Source organism: Klebsiella sp. HMSC16A12 (genome assembly GCF_001808265.1).
In the GTDB taxonomy this organism is placed as follows: domain Bacteria; phylum Pseudomonadota; class Gammaproteobacteria; order Enterobacterales; family Enterobacteriaceae; genus Klebsiella; species Klebsiella pneumoniae.
In genome coordinates this window covers 165381-182941 of record NZ_KV792621.1, presented here as the reverse complement: position 1 = coordinate 182941, position 17561 = coordinate 165381, and the positions used below count along the sequence as shown (strand labels likewise).

The 17561-nt window shown below is 61.1% G+C and carries 11 protein-coding genes; 3 read left to right on the top strand and 8 right to left on the bottom strand.

Features of this window, described 5'->3' with window-relative positions:
• Positions 1-124: 124 nt before the first annotated feature.
• The 7 genes from hmsP to bcsR all read right to left on the bottom strand — a co-directional run bounded on the left by hmsP (position 125) and on the right by bcsR (position 12850).
• The gene (gene hmsP / locus HMPREF3140_RS16560) at positions 125-2131 is read right to left on the bottom strand and encodes a biofilm formation regulator HmsP (protein ID WP_016946479.1); all 2007 of its coding nucleotides are present in this window, start codon (positions 2129-2131) and stop codon (positions 125-127) included.
• Between the two features lie 242 nt (positions 2132-2373).
• Entirely contained in the window at positions 2374-5853 is a 3480-nt protein-coding gene (gene bcsC / locus HMPREF3140_RS16550; protein WP_032412539.1) for a cellulose synthase complex outer membrane protein BcsC, read from the bottom strand.
• Entirely contained in the window at positions 5835-6944 is a 1110-nt protein-coding gene (gene bcsZ, locus HMPREF3140_RS16545; RefSeq protein ID WP_032412541.1) for a cellulose synthase complex periplasmic endoglucanase BcsZ, read from the bottom strand. The genes bcsC and bcsZ overlap by 19 nt, the downstream gene beginning before the upstream one ends.
• A gap of 3 nt (positions 6945-6947) precedes the next feature.
• On the bottom strand, positions 6948-9293 hold the full coding sequence (bcsB, locus tag HMPREF3140_RS16540; protein WP_009484214.1) for a cellulose biosynthesis cyclic di-GMP-binding regulatory protein BcsB: 2346 nt from the start codon (positions 9291-9293) through the stop codon (positions 6948-6950).
• A gap of 10 nt (positions 9294-9303) precedes the next feature.
• Positions 9304-11922, bottom strand: a complete 2619-nt coding sequence (bcsA, locus tag HMPREF3140_RS16535) for a UDP-forming cellulose synthase catalytic subunit (protein WP_002921508.1) — start codon at positions 11920-11922, stop codon at positions 9304-9306.
• Positions 11919-12650, bottom strand: coding sequence for a cellulose biosynthesis protein BcsQ (gene bcsQ, locus HMPREF3140_RS16530; RefSeq protein ID WP_002921510.1), 732 nt, complete (start codon positions 12648-12650; stop codon positions 11919-11921). The genes bcsA and bcsQ overlap by 4 nt, the downstream gene beginning before the upstream one ends.
• Positions 12651-12661: 11 nt before the next feature.
• Positions 12662-12850, bottom strand: a complete 189-nt coding sequence (bcsR, locus tag HMPREF3140_RS16525; RefSeq protein ID WP_002921513.1) for a cellulose biosynthesis protein BcsR — start codon at positions 12848-12850, stop codon at positions 12662-12664.
• Positions 12851-13018: 168 nt separating this feature from the next.
• Here bcsR and bcsE point away from each other — a divergent pair, with 168 nt between their 5' ends.
• From bcsE to bcsG, 3 genes are read left to right on the top strand one after another with little or no spacing between them, the layout of a single operon-like run.
• Positions 13019-14572, top strand: a complete 1554-nt coding sequence (bcsE, locus tag HMPREF3140_RS16520) for a cellulose biosynthesis protein BcsE (RefSeq protein ID WP_017879901.1) — start codon at positions 13019-13021, stop codon at positions 14570-14572.
• Positions 14572-14769 (top strand): cellulose biosynthesis protein BcsF, encoded by a 198-nt coding sequence (gene bcsF / locus HMPREF3140_RS16515; RefSeq protein WP_002921518.1) that lies wholly within the window; start codon positions 14572-14574, stop codon positions 14767-14769. Before bcsE ends, bcsF begins: the two co-directional genes overlap by 1 nt.
• Positions 14766-16445, top strand: coding sequence for a cellulose biosynthesis protein BcsG (bcsG, locus tag HMPREF3140_RS16510; protein WP_032412543.1), 1680 nt, complete (start codon positions 14766-14768; stop codon positions 16443-16445). Before bcsF ends, bcsG begins: the two co-directional genes overlap by 4 nt.
• Before the next feature lie 107 nt (positions 16446-16552).
• Here bcsG and HMPREF3140_RS16505 read toward each other — a convergent pair whose 3' ends face one another.
• Positions 16553-17554, bottom strand: coding sequence for a glycosyl hydrolase family 8 (locus HMPREF3140_RS16505; RefSeq protein WP_002921526.1), 1002 nt, complete (start codon positions 17552-17554; stop codon positions 16553-16555).
• Between the last annotated feature and the right edge of the window lie 7 nt (positions 17555-17561).

Genomic DNA, 17561 nt, shown 5'->3' with positions numbered 1-17561 from the left:
AAGGGATATTTGACGTCTGTGGCTTAAAAATAACACCCTGGAAACATTTCAGAAATAACTAACGCCGAAAGTGCAACGCAATTGTTAAAATCTTTGAGCTGACTCGCACAAGTCAACAAAACATTTACAAATTTGCATCCTCCCGGGCCGAGGAGAGATAGCGAGCGCTGAATGCCTCCTGCGGCAAAGCGCAACCGAACAGATGGCCCTGGAGCACCTCGACGCCGGCGGCTTGCAACCAGCGGCGCTGGGCGTCGTTCTCCACCCCTTCCGCCACGATACGCAGCGACAGGCCGCGCGCGAGCTGGATCATCGCCGGCACCATGCTGACATCCTCCGGCAGCATATCGATGAATACTTTATCGATTTTCAGAATATCCACCGGCAGGGCCTTCATCTGCTGCAGCTGGTGCAACCCGGCATAACCCATGCCAAAATCATCCAGCGCAATCTGTACCCCGGCCTCGCGCAGCGGGCGCAACCGGGCCATCACATCCTGCGGATCGTCCATCCGGCAGCTCTCCGTCACCTCGAGGATGAGGGTGCCCGGGGCGATGCGGTAGCGGGCGATCAGCTTTAGCATCTCCTCGCCGCGGTCGTGTTCCAGCAGCTGGAGCAGGGAAACATTGACCGACAGCGGCAGCATAATCCCCTGGCTTTGCCAGGCCGCCAGCTGGCGGCAGGCCTCTTCCATCACCCAGTAGCCGACCGGGATAATCAGCCCGCAGGACTCAATGCGCTCAATCAGCGACGGCGGTAGCGACCAGCTGCCATCCGCCTGCCGCTGGCGCAGCAGTACCTCGGCGCCGCAGATCTCGCCGCTGGCGCAGGCCACCTGCGGCTGCAGCCAGATCGCGAACTGCTGGTTATCGAGCGCGGTCATAATGTCGTGCTCTTCCATCAGGCGGCGCTGAGCCTTTTCCATCTGCTCGGGATCGAAGAACTCGATCTGGTTTTTGCCTTTACGTCGTGCGGTGACAGCGGCCGACACCGCGCGCCGGTAAAACTGCTCGGCGCTGAGCCCGGCGTGGAACATGGCGATCCCGACGCTGGCGTAGGGGCGCAGCTGCAGCCCATGCAGCGGTAAACGCTCATTAATAATAGTGAGCACTTGCTTACTTAACGTTACCGCCTGCCACGGTTCGGCGAGGCCATCGGCGAGAATCGCGAAGTCATACCCGCTCACCTGAGCCAGCACCATCTGCGGCGGGATCGCGGCCCGCAGCTTCTCCACCAGCGTCAGGAGCAGCATTTCGCGCTGACTCTCCTTGAGGACCCCGGCGGCGTCCTGCAGGGTTTCACAGGCGACGACGATCAGCGCGGCGCTCTGCGGGCGGGCCACCGTCTGCTCCAGCATCGCCAGCAAAAAGGCTTTATTCGGCAGCTCGGAGACCGGGAAGCGGGTCGACTGGATGGACAGCTCATCATGCTGGCGGACCAGGCTCTGCTGGTTGCGGTTATAGCTACGCACCAGCATACCGATCTCGTCGTCATGGTGCAGGCGCGGCAGGGTCAGCTGATGGCCAAGACGCTCCTGCTGGGAGAGATCGTTCAGCTCGCGGGCGATACGCCGCAGAGGGCGAACCATCAGCCGGTTGATGCACCAGGTGAGCGCCACCGTCAGCATCAGCACCAGAAGTAAGTAAGCAGTCACTAACGTGGCAAGGGCGCTCATGACGAATTTATACATGCGATAGGAGTCGGCCTGCAGCACCAGATAGGCCAGCGGCTGCGGGTTGGCCGGTCGCTCCAGCGAATAAATGGGCAGCGAAATCTGCACCGGCAGCTCAAACAGCCGGGTGACGGTTACCGGCACCGGCCGCTCGGGGATAAATCGCATCCGCAGCGCCTGGAACTGGTTCGGCAATACCACATCCGCCCGGCTGACGATGCCAGCAGGCTGGATACGGCTTAAAATGGCTTCCGCTTCCGGAATATCGGCTTTCAGAATAGCCGCAGACAGCGGTTCGCGAACGGATCGCGCGATACTTTCTAACTGCGTGGCCGTGGTAAAGCGACTCTGTTGCACAAAGTGAAACAGCAAAATAGTGCAAAAAACCAATACAAAGGCCATGGACACGCTCGCGACCATCGCCATCTGTTTGATTGTAAGTGAACGGCTGACGCGCAACGGTGTTCTCCACTGATACTGAATACATACCCGGTATCAATCCTTCAATCCCGGTCGTTTCAGGCTGATTATATACTTAAATCCTTCGCCCACGCCCGCGAGGGATGAAGTGACGGGATATTTCCGCGCGGTGGCGCGGACGCCGGGATACATCCCCGACGGCCAACGGTGGGCAACGCCTCACGAGTATACGCGAAGCGCGTCGCGGAGTGGCGCTCTGTAACGTAATTCAGCCTATTCTGCTACCAGTCGGCGTAGGGCACCAGCGGCTGGGGCGGCATATCCAGATCCCCCTGCCAGCCGGCCGCCGAGTAGCGGACGTAAAGCAGCGCATGGCTCGGGGTGTAATCCTTCGCCTGCTGAATATCGACCGCGGCGCCGACGAACCAGTTGCTGGTCACCCGCCGCTCCACCAGCGCTCTGGCGGTGTAACCGAATCCATGGCTGCTGCTCCCCTCCTCCGTCAGCTCGCTGGCGCGCTGCCGGTAGTCGGACGGGATCAGGTTCAGCAGCGGATAGCGGGCTTGCGTCTGGGTGCGCGAATGGGACCATGACACCGACCCGCCGAGCTCCCAGGACCAGTTCTCGGTGCGCTGACGCCAGGTCACCGGCACGGCGAACGAGAGATACTCCTGTGGGCTGTAATAGCCGCCCTGGCCGAGGGTGTAGCCGCTGAGATCTTTGTCGTAGTGCCAGATCATATTGTTGAGGCCGACGGTGAGGCGACGATTATTCTCGTTGATGACCTTGTAGTAGTACCCGGTCATCCAGCGCACGCGCCAGTTATCCGCCACGTTTTTACCGGTCAGCGAGTCGGCGCCCAGCGAGGACCAGATGCCGTGAGCCTCCCCGCGATCGTAGCTCAGGCTCAGGCCGCCGCCGTCGGCGCGGACGCCGCCCCAGGTGGCGCCGGTATGGCTACTGCTGTCCTTCTGCCCGCCAAAGGAGAGCAGCGAGCTGGAGATAGGCCGCCGGTGGACGTTGACCGTGTACCCCACCGGCCCGACGTCGCTGCTGTAGCTCAGCCCCCCCACCACATCGACGACATTGAAGCCCATCGGCGTGGTGCCGATATCCCCGCTCCAGGTGTCATTCTTCCAGCCGACCGCCACGCTGGCCCCGCTGTCGGTCTGATTTTTACTGCCGCTGGTACAGGCGATCTCCCCGCAGGTGCCCCAGCTGGGCGAGTAGCTCCCGTCGCTGTGGGTGGAAAAGCTGCCGGCATCCATATTGACCAGGTCGGTGCGGAAGAACATCCGGCCATCCGCCAGCGGAGCATCCACCTGCAGCATGGTGGTATGCGCCTTCAGGTCGGAATAGCCGCCGGTGCCGCTGGAACCCCAGAAGTCATGTTCCAGGGTGACGTTCAGATCCTGCTGACGATAAAGGTCGGCGGCATCGCTGCGGATCCCGCGCTTCAGCCAGTCATCATGGCTGTCGTTGCGCGTCAGCCGCGTAAAAGTATCGTTATCCTGCGGCTGCGCGGGGGTAATGCCGGAGGCCACCATCGCTTCCCGGTAGTGCGTCAGCGCCTGCTGCGGCGCCCCGCTCTGGGTGGCAAAGCGCGCGGCATCGCGCAGCACCAGCGCGCTCTCCATCGAGGGCGGCTGCGCCTTCGCCTGCGGCACAATCTGATTAAAAATCCGTTGCGCGTCAGCGGTATCGCCAAGGCCAGCTCGCGCCAGCGCCACCCGCCGCTGCATGTTCATGGATTCGGTCTCTGCGCCTTTCAGCTGCATGACCTGCGCCCGGGCGGCCGGTTTATCGCCCTCGGCCAGGTAGACTTCCGCAAGGCCGAGGCGCGCATCGCCGTTGTCGGCCTCCTGACGCAGCACCCGCTGATAGTCGGCAATCGCCGTCTGGCTGTCTCCGCGCTGCTGCGCCCAGTCGGCCAGCGTCAGATCATAGCGCACCGAGGCGGGCTGCCGTTTGATGAGGGCGATCGCCTGGGCTTCGTTACCGCTGTCGCGCAGCTGGTTGGCCTGGCGCAGCACCCGGTCGCTTTGCAGGCGCGCTTCGAGTTCACGAATGTTATCCGTCCACGCGCTGCGCGGCAGAGCGGCGATTTGCGCCAGAGCCAGATCGTCCTGGTCGTTCCCCGACAGGTAGAGTCCCGAGGCGTAGACCCGTTCGGCGTCCTGCGGCTGGCGGTTGACCATCGTCCGCATCAGCGCGTCGGCCTCCTGGCGTTCGCCGGCGCTGACCAGATCCCGCGCCAGACGGTAGGTTATCCAGACGCTGTCCGGATCCAGCGCCAGGCGCCGACGCTGAACTTCCGCCGCCTGCGCCCAGTTGCCCTGGCTCTCCAGAGCCTGCGCCTGTTTCTCCAGCCGGTCGTTAGTCAGGCTGCGCTCAATATCATCGATACTCCGCCGCTGAGCGGGAGGGAGGCCGGCGATCCAGGCGCTGGCTTTCTCCGGCGATTCGGCGCGATAGAGGTTGGCCAGGCCGCGCACCGCCAGGTTATTGCCGCGATCCAGGCGCAACGCCTGCTGGTAATAGCGCTCCGCCGCCGCCGCCTCTTTGCGCGCCGCCGCGACGTCCCCCAGCCCCAGCACGGCATAGCTGTCGGTGCGATCGACCCGCTGCGCCTGGGCATAATAGTTCTGCGCCTGCGAAAGCTGGCCGGCTTTCAGGGCGTTATCCCCCTGCTTTATCAGCAGCCAGTAGCGGTTAGTTTGCAGCAGGCTGTCCCACTTGCCGCGGTTCGGGCTGTCAGGGTCCATGGCAATCGCTTTACTGAGCTGCGCCACTGCCCGCGCGCGGTCGCCGCGCTGGGAATAGGCCTGGCCGAGAGCGCCCACCGCGTCGCTGTCGCGGCTGTCGGCCTGAACGGCTTTCTGCAGATCCGCGACCGCCTGCGTGGTATTCCCGGACTTGACCGCCGCCAGCCCTTCCGAGCGGGCGCGGAAAGTCGGATCCTGCAGCTGCGCCTGCTGTTGGTCGAGCAGAACGCGGGCGTTCGCCGCCACCGAGCCGGTGGGAAACTGCAGAAGAAATTGCTGCAACGCCTGCACGCTGGCCTTGCTCACCGGCATGCTTTTCACCTCACTGAACCACATATCGGCGGCGATACCGCGTCCCGAGGCCGATCGGGCCATCTCCGCCAGATAGGCGAACCCCTCCTGCGGTTTGTTATCGGCGAACATCTGCTTCGCCAGCGAAGTCAGCAGGCTGACGTTGCCCGGCGCGCTGGCGTTCAGTTTTTTCAACTGGCTGACGCCTTCGCTATGGCGGGACGGCAGGCGCGCCACCAGCGTCCAGTATTCAATGGCGACGTCAACGTCATCCGGCACCCCGCCGTACAGTTTTTCATAGGCGGCGATGGCTTCATCGACCTTCCCGGCCACGCCCAGCAGTCGCGCCTGCTGCAGCGCCTGGCGGCCCTCGCCGGTATTGCTTTTCATCTCATTGCGCGACGCCTTCAGCTCCGGGGAGTCCGGCGCCAGCTTCGTCAGTCGTTCCAGCTCTTTTTGCGCCCCGGCGGCATCCCCCTGACGCAGCAGATAGCGCATCCGCGCGGCAATCAGCTCCGGGTTGTTGGGATCAATCAACTCCAGACGGTACAGCGACTGGCGCACCAGGTCTTCACGATTGCTGGCCTCACCGAGGCGGACCTGCTCCAGCAGATGCTCCTGGGCAGGCGTCGTCGCCGCCTGCGCTAACGGCAGCAGCGCAACGCCGAGGGACAGCGTGAGTAAACTTAGTGAGAGCTTGCGCATTCCTGGTTCCAGTCAGGTTGTAATTCACCGCTCGCCGTGAAACGAAAACGGTGTTGATCCCAACCCTGGCCGAACAGCGTCAGAACTGCGCTGTAGTAGGCATCCGCGCCGGGATAGTTATCGGCGACGCGCTGGCGTTGCACCGACCGGGCCTCGTCGTCCTGTAAAAACGGCAGCATTGCCGCGGAGAAGCCCACTGGCCCCTGACCGCTGGTTTTGCCGGTGGCGATATTCACTTTCTCCGGGGGTACCCCCTGCTCCGTGGTCTGCGCCGCCATCGGCGCGAAGCGTTGCAGCAGACGCGCTTTCTGCTTATCGCCATTATGGAGCATGCCCACCCACAGGTAGACGCGAATCGCGTCATAGCTGCCGATCGGCGGCTTTTCGGTTTTCAGCTGCCAGCCTTTCCCTTTCTCATAGCGCACCCAGTCCGGGGTAAAGCCTTTCGGCGCGGTCTCCAGCAGCAGGCGCAGGTTACTGTCGCGCAGCGCGGGCCACGGCGCGCCAAAACGCACAAAGTAGGTGGCCAGCTGCGGCGGAAGATAGCTGGGGTTAAACCGCCAGCCGCTGTCATCGGCAAAACCGACTTTTCCCGGCAGCAGCATCGTGCCGAGGCCCGGCACCGCCACCGTCTCTTCAGCGACAATCCGCGCCAGCAGGGCTTTTCCGGTCTCGGTGTACTGCGGCTGTTGCCACAGGCGGCCCGCCTCCAGCAGCGCCCAGGCTATCCACAGATCCGAGTCGGACGCCGAGTTGCTGTCCAGCAGGGTCCACTGCTCATCGTCCTTTTTGCCCCACAGCCAGCCCGGCAAATGTTGTTTCAGATCGCCTTCCGCCAGGTTGTTCTGCGTCCAGGTCAGCAGTTTGTCGAACCCTGCGCGATCGTTGGCCGCCAGGGCGAAAAACAGGCCATAGCTCTGTCCTTCCGAGGTGGAGATTTTGCGCGCATCGCTGGGGTCAATCACCCGTCCCTCGGGGCTGACGTACGCTTGTTTAAACTGCTCCCAGGCGGGCCACTGGCAGGCGGCGCCCACCTGGCCCGCCGCCAGCAGCAGCGCCGAGAGCACCGCGCCACAAAGTACTTTCATCATGGTTTACTCATCATCCAGGCTAAGACGGCGGCGGCTGATGATGCGCAGCATGCGCCACAGCACCCATGCCAGCAGCACAATGCTGATGGCGGCGAAGATCGCCAGCAGTATCGGGTGGTTAGAGAGCGCGAACCAGATGCGCTCGAACCAGGGCAGATGACCCACGTAGTAAATATCCCCCACCCGCAGGCTGTTGACGCCGGATTCGCGGATCACCGCCACCGAGCCAAACATCGCTGCTCGCTTACCGCTGTCGTTGAGGGCGTTGGTCAGCAGTTCATTACCGCGCGGGCTGTCGGCCAGCAGGGCCACCACGCTGCGCTGATCGTTATACGGCGACTGGAAGCCAATCACCGCCGCCATCGGCCCGGAAGAGGTAATGTCGGTGCGGGTATTGGGTGTGCGGGCCTCATCGTCGGGATAAATGCTCGCCAGGTCATAGTGGCGCATCGGCATTTTCACCCAGCTTTTGGTCGCCTCGACCAGCAGGTTGATTTTGGTGTCGTCCTTGAGCGACGACGGGATCGCGCCGATCAGCAGCAGATCCGCGTCTTTATTCTTGATCTGGTTGCCATCGTCGGTCATTTGCAGATTAATCGCCGCCAGACCGGTCTGCGAACCGATGCCCCCCAGCGCCTGCAGCAGCGTCGCCACCTGGCCCTGGGTCGGCGCCTTCGGCACCACCACCAGCGTGTCGGAAAGGTCCGCCATACGGCTGTAAGGGAAGCCCGCATTGGCGAAGACGCGCAGGTCCGGCAAGGCGATAAAGTGATAATACTTCGAGAAGTCGATGGTCGAATCGTCGCCGATCACCACGTGGTTCTGCACCGGCTGGAAGGTAATACAGTTGTCGATGGAGCCGCCGGGCATCGGGTTCATATACTGGAAGTCAAAGCGCAGCTGGTTGACCGCCCCAAGACGCAGCGCGGGGATGGTGACCTCCGATTTGCCGTCCAGCAGCCCCTGCAGCACCGGCAGGCGCAGGATCAGTTTGTTCACGTCCTGGGAGCTGTTAAGGCTGAACGACTGCAGGAACTGGTCGTTGAGGCTGATATCCATCCGCGAGCTGTCCTTCACCGGCGGCATGGTGTAGCGGTATTTCAGATCCATATCGATGCCGTTGGCCCGCAGCAGATAGAGATCCGGCGGCAGGTTAAGCGCCACGGTGATGGCATCCGGCACCAGGCCGCTGGACTGCAGCTGTTGCTCATAGGTTTTCAGCTCAGCGAAGGTGACCGAGCGGTCGGTGCGCACCCAGTTCGGCGCGTCGTAAGGCTGACGCGGCTGCAGGGTTTTGATGCCGTCCACGGTGACGCTGCTGCCGCGGAACAGAATATTGCCCTGAGCAATCCCCTTCGCCGCCAGCAGCAGATCGTTATCATCGCGGCCGAAAATCACCAGCAGCTTGACGTAGGGATCGTTCGGGTTGTCGATCATTTCGATGGTCGGCGCCTTGACCGGCGGATGATCGCGCAGGAAGTCCGGACGCTTGTCGTTGGTGGCGAAGACAATGGCGTTACGATCCGGCAGTTCATTGAAATAGACCGGGAACTGCTGGCCGCGCCAGCCGGCCTTGCTGCCGAACCAGGAGGCGACTATCGCCGCCGCCTGCTGCTGGGTGACCGCTGGCGAGCCCGGGAAAATCATCGGCAGCTTCAGCGGACGGTTATCGCGCGGATCGTAGAACGGCACCGGGAAGTGTGACAGATCGTTATTTACCTTCAGCGACTGGTAGGTGAGATCCAGATAGCTTTCGCGTCCGACGTCCAGCCACAGCGTGCTGCTGGCCGGGTTTTCGCAGACGTCGCGGTAGTGGCCGACAAACTCCAGCCGTACGCGGTTGAAGTCGGTGATGTACAGCGGGTCAATCGGCAGCTGCGCGCGGATCTTTTTCCCCAGCTGCTCTTTGGTGACGGGCAGGACGCCCATCAGCTCATCGTTAAGATAGACCTTCAACTGCGACTGCACGGGCAGCAGCGAGGGCGATGGGGTGTATTCCAGATTGAGCAGCGCGTTGGCGACCAGCTCATCGCTGCGCATGCCGAATTCGACCGACGCGTCAGGCCGTGAGCCGCGCAGCACGATGCTGCCGGGCGGCGGCGCGATGGTGGCAAAGCTCAGCTTCACCTCCCGCTGCGGCACATTCTCGGCCACCGCCGCCGGAGCGGTCGGCTCGGCAAGGGTCGCCGTCGGCTCGCCCACCACGATCGGCGCAGCCGGGGTTGCGGCCTGCGGCTGAACGCCAGGGGCAGCGTTCGCCACCGCGGCCGGCGCCGCGTAAGAGGCCAGTGGATACCAGCTGCACATGCCCACCGCTACTGCACACATCCAGGAAAGTTTTCTTTTCATCGCATTATCATCATTGTTGAGCCATTGCCGGGTCTGCGGAGAGCGTCGGCGCGGCGCGTTCAGGGCGTCGGGGTACAAACGACGCTATCCAGGCCACCAGCGAAGTGAGCGCGCGGAAAACCACCTTCACCGACGGCGGCGAAAACTCCGCCAGGTGACGATAGCCACGGAAGCCCAGCTTGAGGATATCCAGCAGGCTTTCCATCGGCTTATCTTCCGGGAAGCTATCCTGCCAAAGCGCCCACGTATCAGCGCGGGCAAACGTACACTGCACAAAATCGATATGCTGCTGGTTGGTTAACGGCAGCAGCTGGAGCCCCACTTCGCTGCCGTTGACCCGCGCGACCCTGACCGGGAAGGCATACTCCTGCTGTCCCCGTTTGAGCAGCAGCCTGGCGTTCTGGCCTTCCAGCACCTGCGCGTCGCCGTTAATTTTGATCCCCAGTCCGCCGTCGGAATAGTCGTGGACGGTGCAGGAGAACAGGTGACCATCTTCGCGGGCGATAGCCGCCGGCATGCTCATTTCGACACGGTGCGAACGGCGAACCTGCTTGCTTTCAACCGAGACCGCCACCGCGCCGCCAAGAATAATCAGGTTGTAGAATACCCAGACAATACTCACCCAGACGGTGAGGATTTCATTTTCCGGGCCGTACATGAAGCGCCAGATCCCCACCGCGACGCCGACCAGATTGAGCAGCACCAGGTAGATATAGGGCCGGGAGATCACCCAGTCGACATACTCCTCTTCCACCAGCCCGCCCTTCGCGGTGACGTTGAACTTGCCTTTATGCGGGTTGATCAGCGCCACAAAAGTGGGCGGCGCGATATACCAGGCCAGCACCGTCTCGTAAATTTCACTCCAGAACGAATGGCGATATTTGCCCTGAATCTTCGAGTTGGTCAGGCTGGCGTGGATCATGTGCGGCAACACGAATAGCGCGATCATCAGCGCTGGCGCATAAATGATATAGGCATGGAGCAGCAAAAAGGCCAGCGGCGCCGTGAGGAAGATGAGGCGCGGAATACCGGAGAGAAAGTGAAGCATGGCGTTGGCGTAGCAGACGCGCTGCACCAGCTTCAGGCCTTTGCCAAACAGCGGATTATCGAGGCGGAATATCTGCACCATCCCGCGCGCCCAGCGGATGCGCTGGCCGATATGCGCGGATAAACTCTCCGTCGCCAGCCCCGCCGCCTGCGGAATACGCATATAGGCGGAGGTATATCCCCGCCGGTGCAGACGCAGCGAGGTGTGGGCATCTTCGGTCACCGTTTCGACGGCTATCCCGCCAATTTCGTCCAGCGGGCCGCGGCGGATAACGGCGCAGGAGCCGCAGAAGAAGGTGGCGTCCCACATGTCGTTCCCGTCCTGCACCAGGCCGTAGAATAGCGTCCCTTCGTTCGGCGTTTTGCGAAAACGACCAAGGTTGCGCTCAAAGGGATCGGGCGAGAAGAAGTGGTGCGGGGTCTGCATCATCGCCAGCTCTTTCTCTTTCAGGAACCAGCCCATGGTCATCTGCAGAAACGAGCGCGTCGGCACATGGTCGCAGTCAAAGATCGAGACGAACTCCCCTTTGGCATATTTCAGCGCATTATTGATGTTGCCGGCCTTGGCGTGTTCGTGGCTGGTGCGGGCGATATAGTGCACCCCAACATCTTTGGCAAACTGGCGAAACGCTTCCCGTCCGCCGTCGTCGAGGATCCAGATGTTCAGCTTGTCCTTCGGCCAGTCGATGCCCTGCGAGGCGTAAATGGTGTTTTTCACCACGTTGAGATCTTCGTTATAGGTGGGGACGAAGATGTCCACGGTTGGCCACAAATCCATGTCCTCCGGCAGCGGCACCGGCTGGCGATTCAGCGGCCAGACCACCTGGAAGTAGCCCAGCACCAGCACCACCCAGGCGTAGGTCTCTGCGAACAGCAGAATGATCCCGCACACCAGACTTACCGGGTCGTTCCAGTTCAGCGTCGAGGTATAGCGCCACCAGATATAGCGGCACGACACCGTCAGCGACAGCACGATCAGCATCAGCGCCGAGAAACGGCCCGGGATGCGTCGCACCAGCAGCGCCACGCCCCACAGCAGCATCAGGAAGATAAACTGCGACAGCGGGTTAAAGGGCTGCGTAATACACATCAGCGCCAGCACCAGCGAGCAGAAGGTCACCCCCCCAAGGATCGCCCGGCGCAGTTTAGGATTGAGGTGCGCCAGCTCTTTCTGTTTATCCAGATGGCCGGTGCGGGCGTTCATCTGCTCAGGCAATTTTTCCAGCCACTGCGTATAGCGACCGTGCACCCCTTCCAGCGCCGCCAGCGAACGCCAGTTGACCTTTTTCTCCGGCTCCGGCACGCGCGTCGTCAGTAACCACAGGGATTGCAGCAGGTAGCGCAGCGGATCCAGCGGACGCGGGCGATGCGGATTTATGTGGGGAAAATAGGTTTCATGGCGGGCCAGAATCGCCTGCCAGCGCGGCGTCTCCAGCGGCATCAGCGCCCAGACCAGCGACGCCCACAGACAGCCAAGCGACGCCGACAGCCACGAAGCGCCGTGCTGCCGATAGTCATCATAGCGCGCACGCAGCCGCTCCCCCACCGGCGGGGCCAGCAGCAGCGTACTGAGGCGGATCATGCCGCTCTCCCGGCGGAATAGTGGATCAGGCACCAGTTCGCCAGGGTCAGCACCTCTTCCGCCGCCAGCGAATCCTGACGATACTCCCCGAGAGGTTGTTTCGCCGCCAGGCACTCGGCCATCGCCTCGTCGCGGTGAATCGTCACCGGCAGGATGCGCGGCTGGCTCTCCAGCCACAGCTGGTAGAGATCTTCCTGCAGCTGGCTGCCGACCCGCAGATCGTTAATCAGAATATCGCCGTTGGCCGGGAGGGGCTGCTGGTGTAGACGGATATGGCTATTGGCGTCGGGATGAACCACCACCAGCGAGCGATCGCAGAGCGTCAGCAGCTCGCGAGTCAACGGCGAATAACCCGCCGGCAGATCCAGCAGCAGCCAGCGGTACTGGCCCTGTAGCTGCTGTACTGCCTCCGCTATCGCCCCCAGGGTGGGCTGCAGCTGGTCGACATTTTCTCTTTCGCCGGCGCTGAGCTGGCCAAACGGCAGTAGATCGATATGCTGCGTATAGCGCAAGCCCGCGTCACGCCAGTCCCGGCCGTCGAGCAGCGCCCGCGCCCAGCCGTCCTGATGATGGATATCGGTATTAAAGAAAAAGCGCAGCATATTATCCGGGCTGGCGTCGATCGCCAGCACGCTTTCACCGAGCAATTGCAGGGCCCAGGCGAGTGCAGCCGTAATGGACGTGACGCCAGTTCCCCCGCGCACGCCCTGTAATCCCAGAATAGCCATCTCCGGCTTCCTTATTTTTTCTCTGCAAACTCTGCCAGCAGCGGCCAGCGCTTCAGCGCCGCGTTCAGCTGTTCGCGCCTGGAAATATCATGATAATCAATATCCGGCAGGGAAAATGCCCGGCTAAGCGCCAGAAAATCATTTTGAAAGGTGTACCCCAGCGTGGCGTCCGTGGGTACCGCAGGATCTTTTGCTGGCATATCTCTGTCCGTTCGAAATTTATTATTAAACCAGAGGACGTATACAGCTCATCCTTAAAAGCAGGTGTACATGCTAAAACTGATGACCTTTAATTTCAATGTTAGGTTTACTCTGTCGGTTTCGCTAGTAAACTTATTCAGTGTCAATCAGGGCGCACGAGGGATGCCGTGGATAATGTATTTACTTTGGGTATTTCATCATTATGGGATGAAGTGTGCCATATGCCGGTCGGCGGAGTATGGTGGCTCAACGTCGACCGTTATGCCGATGCCGTCAGCCTGTTTAATCAGACACTGGCCGCGCAGGCGAAAAACAGCCACGTTGCCGCGCTGGTTATGGGAAACAAACCCAAGGATATCATTTCATTAGATCATATTCACGGTCCGGATAATATCGCGCTGTTCACCCTGCCGAATCGCCCGCAGGCGCTGGAGGAAATACACCGCGATTTAGTCTGCTCCCTCGAACCTGGCAATTATTTGTTTATTCTGCTATGCGCTGAAAATGCCTGGCAAAATATAAATAATGAAAAGTTATGCGCCTGGGTAGAAAAGACCAGCCGCTGGGCGCAATATCACCGTTGCGCGTTCTTAGCGATCAATTCCGCGCAGGAAATCGATCGGCAGCTGACTCCCTTATTACGTGAGTACCGCTCCCTTTCCGGACTGGCAAGTATTCGTTACCAGGGCGACCGGCATATCTTTGATATTGCCTGGTGGGGAAGCGATAAGGGTATCAGCGCCCAACAGCAGCTGATGGTGCAACATGATGACGCCGGCTGGCGATTAGCGCAGGACGCTGAAACCAGCGTGCAGCCGCGCAGCGATGAAAAAGCGATCCTCAGCCATGTGCGCGTGCTGGAAGGCGCCCCGCCGCTGTCGGAATACTGGACGCTGTTTGACACCAACGACGAGGTCTTCAACGCCGGGCGCACCGCGCAAGCGGCGACGATCCTCTTCTCCATTACCCAAAATACGCAAATTGAACAGCTGGGCCGCTATATTCATACCCTGCGTCGCCAGCGCGGTACAGCGCTGAAAATCATCGTCCGTGAACAAACCCCGAGTCTACGCGCGACCGATGAGCGGCTACTGCTCAGCAGCGGCGCCAGCCTGGTGATCCCCAGCAGCGCATCGCTCTCCCGCTGCCTGACGCTAATCGAAAGCGTACAGAACCAAAAGTTCTCCCGCCATATCCCGGAAGATTTTGCCACCCTGCTGACCTGGAGCCAGCCGTTAAAGCTGCGCGGCTACCAGAAGTGGGATGCCTTCTGCGAAGCGGTACACAACGTGATGACCAATACCCTGCTTCCACCCGACAGCAAAGGCGTGATGGTGGCCCTGCGCCCGGCGCCGGGGCTGCGCGTTGAGCAGGCGCTGACGTTATGCAAACCTAACCGGATGGGCGACATCATGACCATCGGCAATAACCGGCTGGTGCTGTTTTTGTCGTTTTGCCGGATCAATGACCTCGATACCGCGCTAAACCACATTTTCCCGCTGCCGACCGGCGATATTTTTTCTAACCGTATGGTGTGGTTTGAGGACAAGCAAATCCTCTCGGAAATCGTAATCATGCGCGGCGTCGAGCCGGCGCGCTGGAACACGCCGCTGCCTCTCTCGGTCGGTAAAAACGAGACCATTAACGCCACCCACGATGGACGCCACTGGCGACGCTACCCCGAACCACACCGGTTAACCACCCGCGAGGAGCAAGCCTGATGATGTCTCTCGCCGATATTCTGCAACTGGTGGTGCTCTGCGCCCTGCTGTTTTTTCCGCTGGGCTACCTGACGCGCCACTATCAGCGCCGGATCCGCACGACGTTAAGACTGATGTTCTTTAAACCCCGTTACGTGAAACCGGCAGGGGTATTACGCCGGGGAACAACGGTTAAGCAAGGCAAAGCGAACAAATGACAAATAAAAAAACGACCGCGGCACCGCTTCCGCTCTGGCAGTACTGGCGCGGCCTTGGCGGCTGGAACTTCTACTTTCTGGTCAAGTTTGCCCTGCTGTGGGCCGGGTATCTCAATTTCCATCCGATGCTGAACCTGGTATTTCTCGCCTTTCTGCTGGTGCCGATCCCTCGCGAAAAGCTACACCGTATCCGCCACTGGATCGCTATTCCGCTGGGATTCGCGCTGTTCTGGCACGATACCTGGCTGCCCGGGCCAGAGTCGATTTTTAGCCAGGGGTCGCAAATCGCCGGCTTCAGCGCCAGCTATATCTGGGATCTGATTGTCCGCTTTATCAACTGGAGCATGGTTGGCGCCTTCTTTGTTTTGCTGGTGCTATGGTTGTTTATCAGCCAGTGGCTGCGCGTCACCGTGTTTGTCTCGGCAATGGTCGTCTGGCTGGCGGTCAGCCCGCTGCTGCCGGCCTTTACCCTATGGCCCGCCGGTCAGCCCACCACGGCCGCCGCCACGACCGCACAGGCCAATACCGGGGCCAACGCCGCCGCTGGCGCCGCGTCCAGCCCCGCCAACAGCGATATTCCGCCGCAGACCGAGCCGCCGACCTCAGCCAACCTGACCAACTGGCTGAACGCTTTCTATGCCGCCGAGCAGAAGCGCAAGACGCCGTTCCCGGACCAGCTGCCGGCGGATGCGCAGCCGTTTGACCTGCTGGTGATCAACATCTGCTCCCTCTCCTGGTCGGATATTGAAGCCGCCGGTCTGATGGATCATCCGCTATGGAAGCACTTTGATATTGTCTTCAAAAACTTTAACTCCGCGACCTCCTACAGCGGCCCGGCGGCGGTGCGCCTGCTGCGCGCCAGCTGCGGCCAGCTGTCGCATACTAACCTGTATCAGCCGTCCGGCGCCGATTGCTACCTGTTTGAAAACCTGGCGAAGCTCGGCTTCAACCAGCAGCTGATGCTCGGCCATAACGGTCTGTTCGGTGACTTCCTGAAAGAGCTGCGTTCGCTGGGCGGCATGCAGAGTCCGCTGATGGACCAGACCGGCCTGCCGGTCAGCCTGCAGGCGTTTGACGGCTCCCCGGTGTATGAGGATCTGGCGGTCCTCAACCGCTGGCTGAAGACTGAAGAGGCCAGCAGCAATCCGCGGAACGCCACCTTCTATAACACCCTGCCGCTGCATGACGGCAACCACTTCCCGGGACAAAGCAAAACCGCAGACTACAAAGTGCGGGCGCAGAAGCTGTTTGATGACCTGGATAACTTCTTCACCGAGCTGGAGAAATCGGGGCGGAAAGTGATGGTGGTGGTGGTGCCGGAACACGGCGGCGCGCTGAAGGGCGATAAGATGCAGGTATCTGGCCTGCGCGATATTCCAAGCCCGTCGATCACTAACGTCCCAACGGCGGTGAAATTCTTCGGCATGAAGGCGCCGCATGAAGGGGCGCCGATTATCATCGATCAGCCCAGCAGTTATCTGGCGGTGTCGGAGCTGGTGGTGCGCGCCCTCGACGGCAAAATGTTCTGCGAGGACAGCGTCAACTGGCAGCAGTATGTCGCCAACCTGCCGCAGAGCGCGGCGGTGTCCGAGAACGCCAACGCCATCGTCATCCAGTATCAGGGCAAGCCTTATGTCCAGCTGAATGGCGGTAGCTGGGTGCCTTATCCGCAATAAGCGACAAGGCCGCCTATGTTGGCGGCCTTACATCGTGAGAGGTTCCCATTCTACCTTCTCAGCCCGCAGGCATACGGGCGGGGAAAGCGGTAAATCAATCACCGTATTTAGCGCTGATCCTGTTTCGCCAGCCAGACCAACAGCTTGAGGCTGGCAGAGTAATAATCATCCTTGTCGTCAATCTGCGGCGCCTCCTGCGGTTCACCCAGCGTCAGATCGCGCACCGCCAGCAGGCCGCCGGCCATATACCAGGGAGCCACCTCGTTGGTGCTGACGTTGATCCACGCCGGGGTTTGCAGGCGCGGGTAACTCTGCATCCAGGCCTTCCAGGGCGCGAGCAAGGCGCTGTGCGGATCGGCCCACGAGAGATACAGCGGGATACGGATCGCATCGAAACTCATCCGCGGCGGCCACTCTTTGGCTGGCAGCATCTTGCCATCCGCCCGCAGCGCCACCCAGTCGCTGGGTAGATGTGATTTCCCCCAGCCCATCTGCCCCAGCAGCGCCTGTCCGTCGCTCTGCAATGTCCGCCAGGCGGTGAGATGCGTCCGCTCCGCGAAGGCGCGCCAGGCCGGGAAGATGAAATAGGAAGGGTTAAGGTTCAGGTGATCATTGAGGTTGAACCCTTTCACGCCCGGGAGCATCACCTGGCGACCGGCGAAAGTCACCACCGTAGACTTCAGCAGGGCGGCGGTGATGGCGTCAGAGGCAATCGCATAGCGCTTATCCTGCCACTGCTTTTGCGCGCGTAGCAGCGCCCAGGCGATCAGGGTATCGCCATCGGAGGCGTTGTTTTTATCGGCGATAGGGTCCGGCGCCACCGGGTTATAGCGCCAGTAAAACAGCCCGTTAGACTTGTTGCGCAGGGTGTTGTCCGTCCACTGCCACAGCTTGTCGAACGCCGGACGATCGTTATTCGCCACCGCCAGAAGCATGGCGAAGCCCTGACCTTCCGTATGCGACACATTGCCATTGGCGGTATCAATGATACGACCATCCGGCATCATAAAACGGGCCTTATAGCGCTCCCAGGCCGTATCCGCCCACGCCCTGGGCACCAGCATCACTACCGTTGTCACTATCACCGCCACTAAAGCACGCAGGGGCATAAATTCA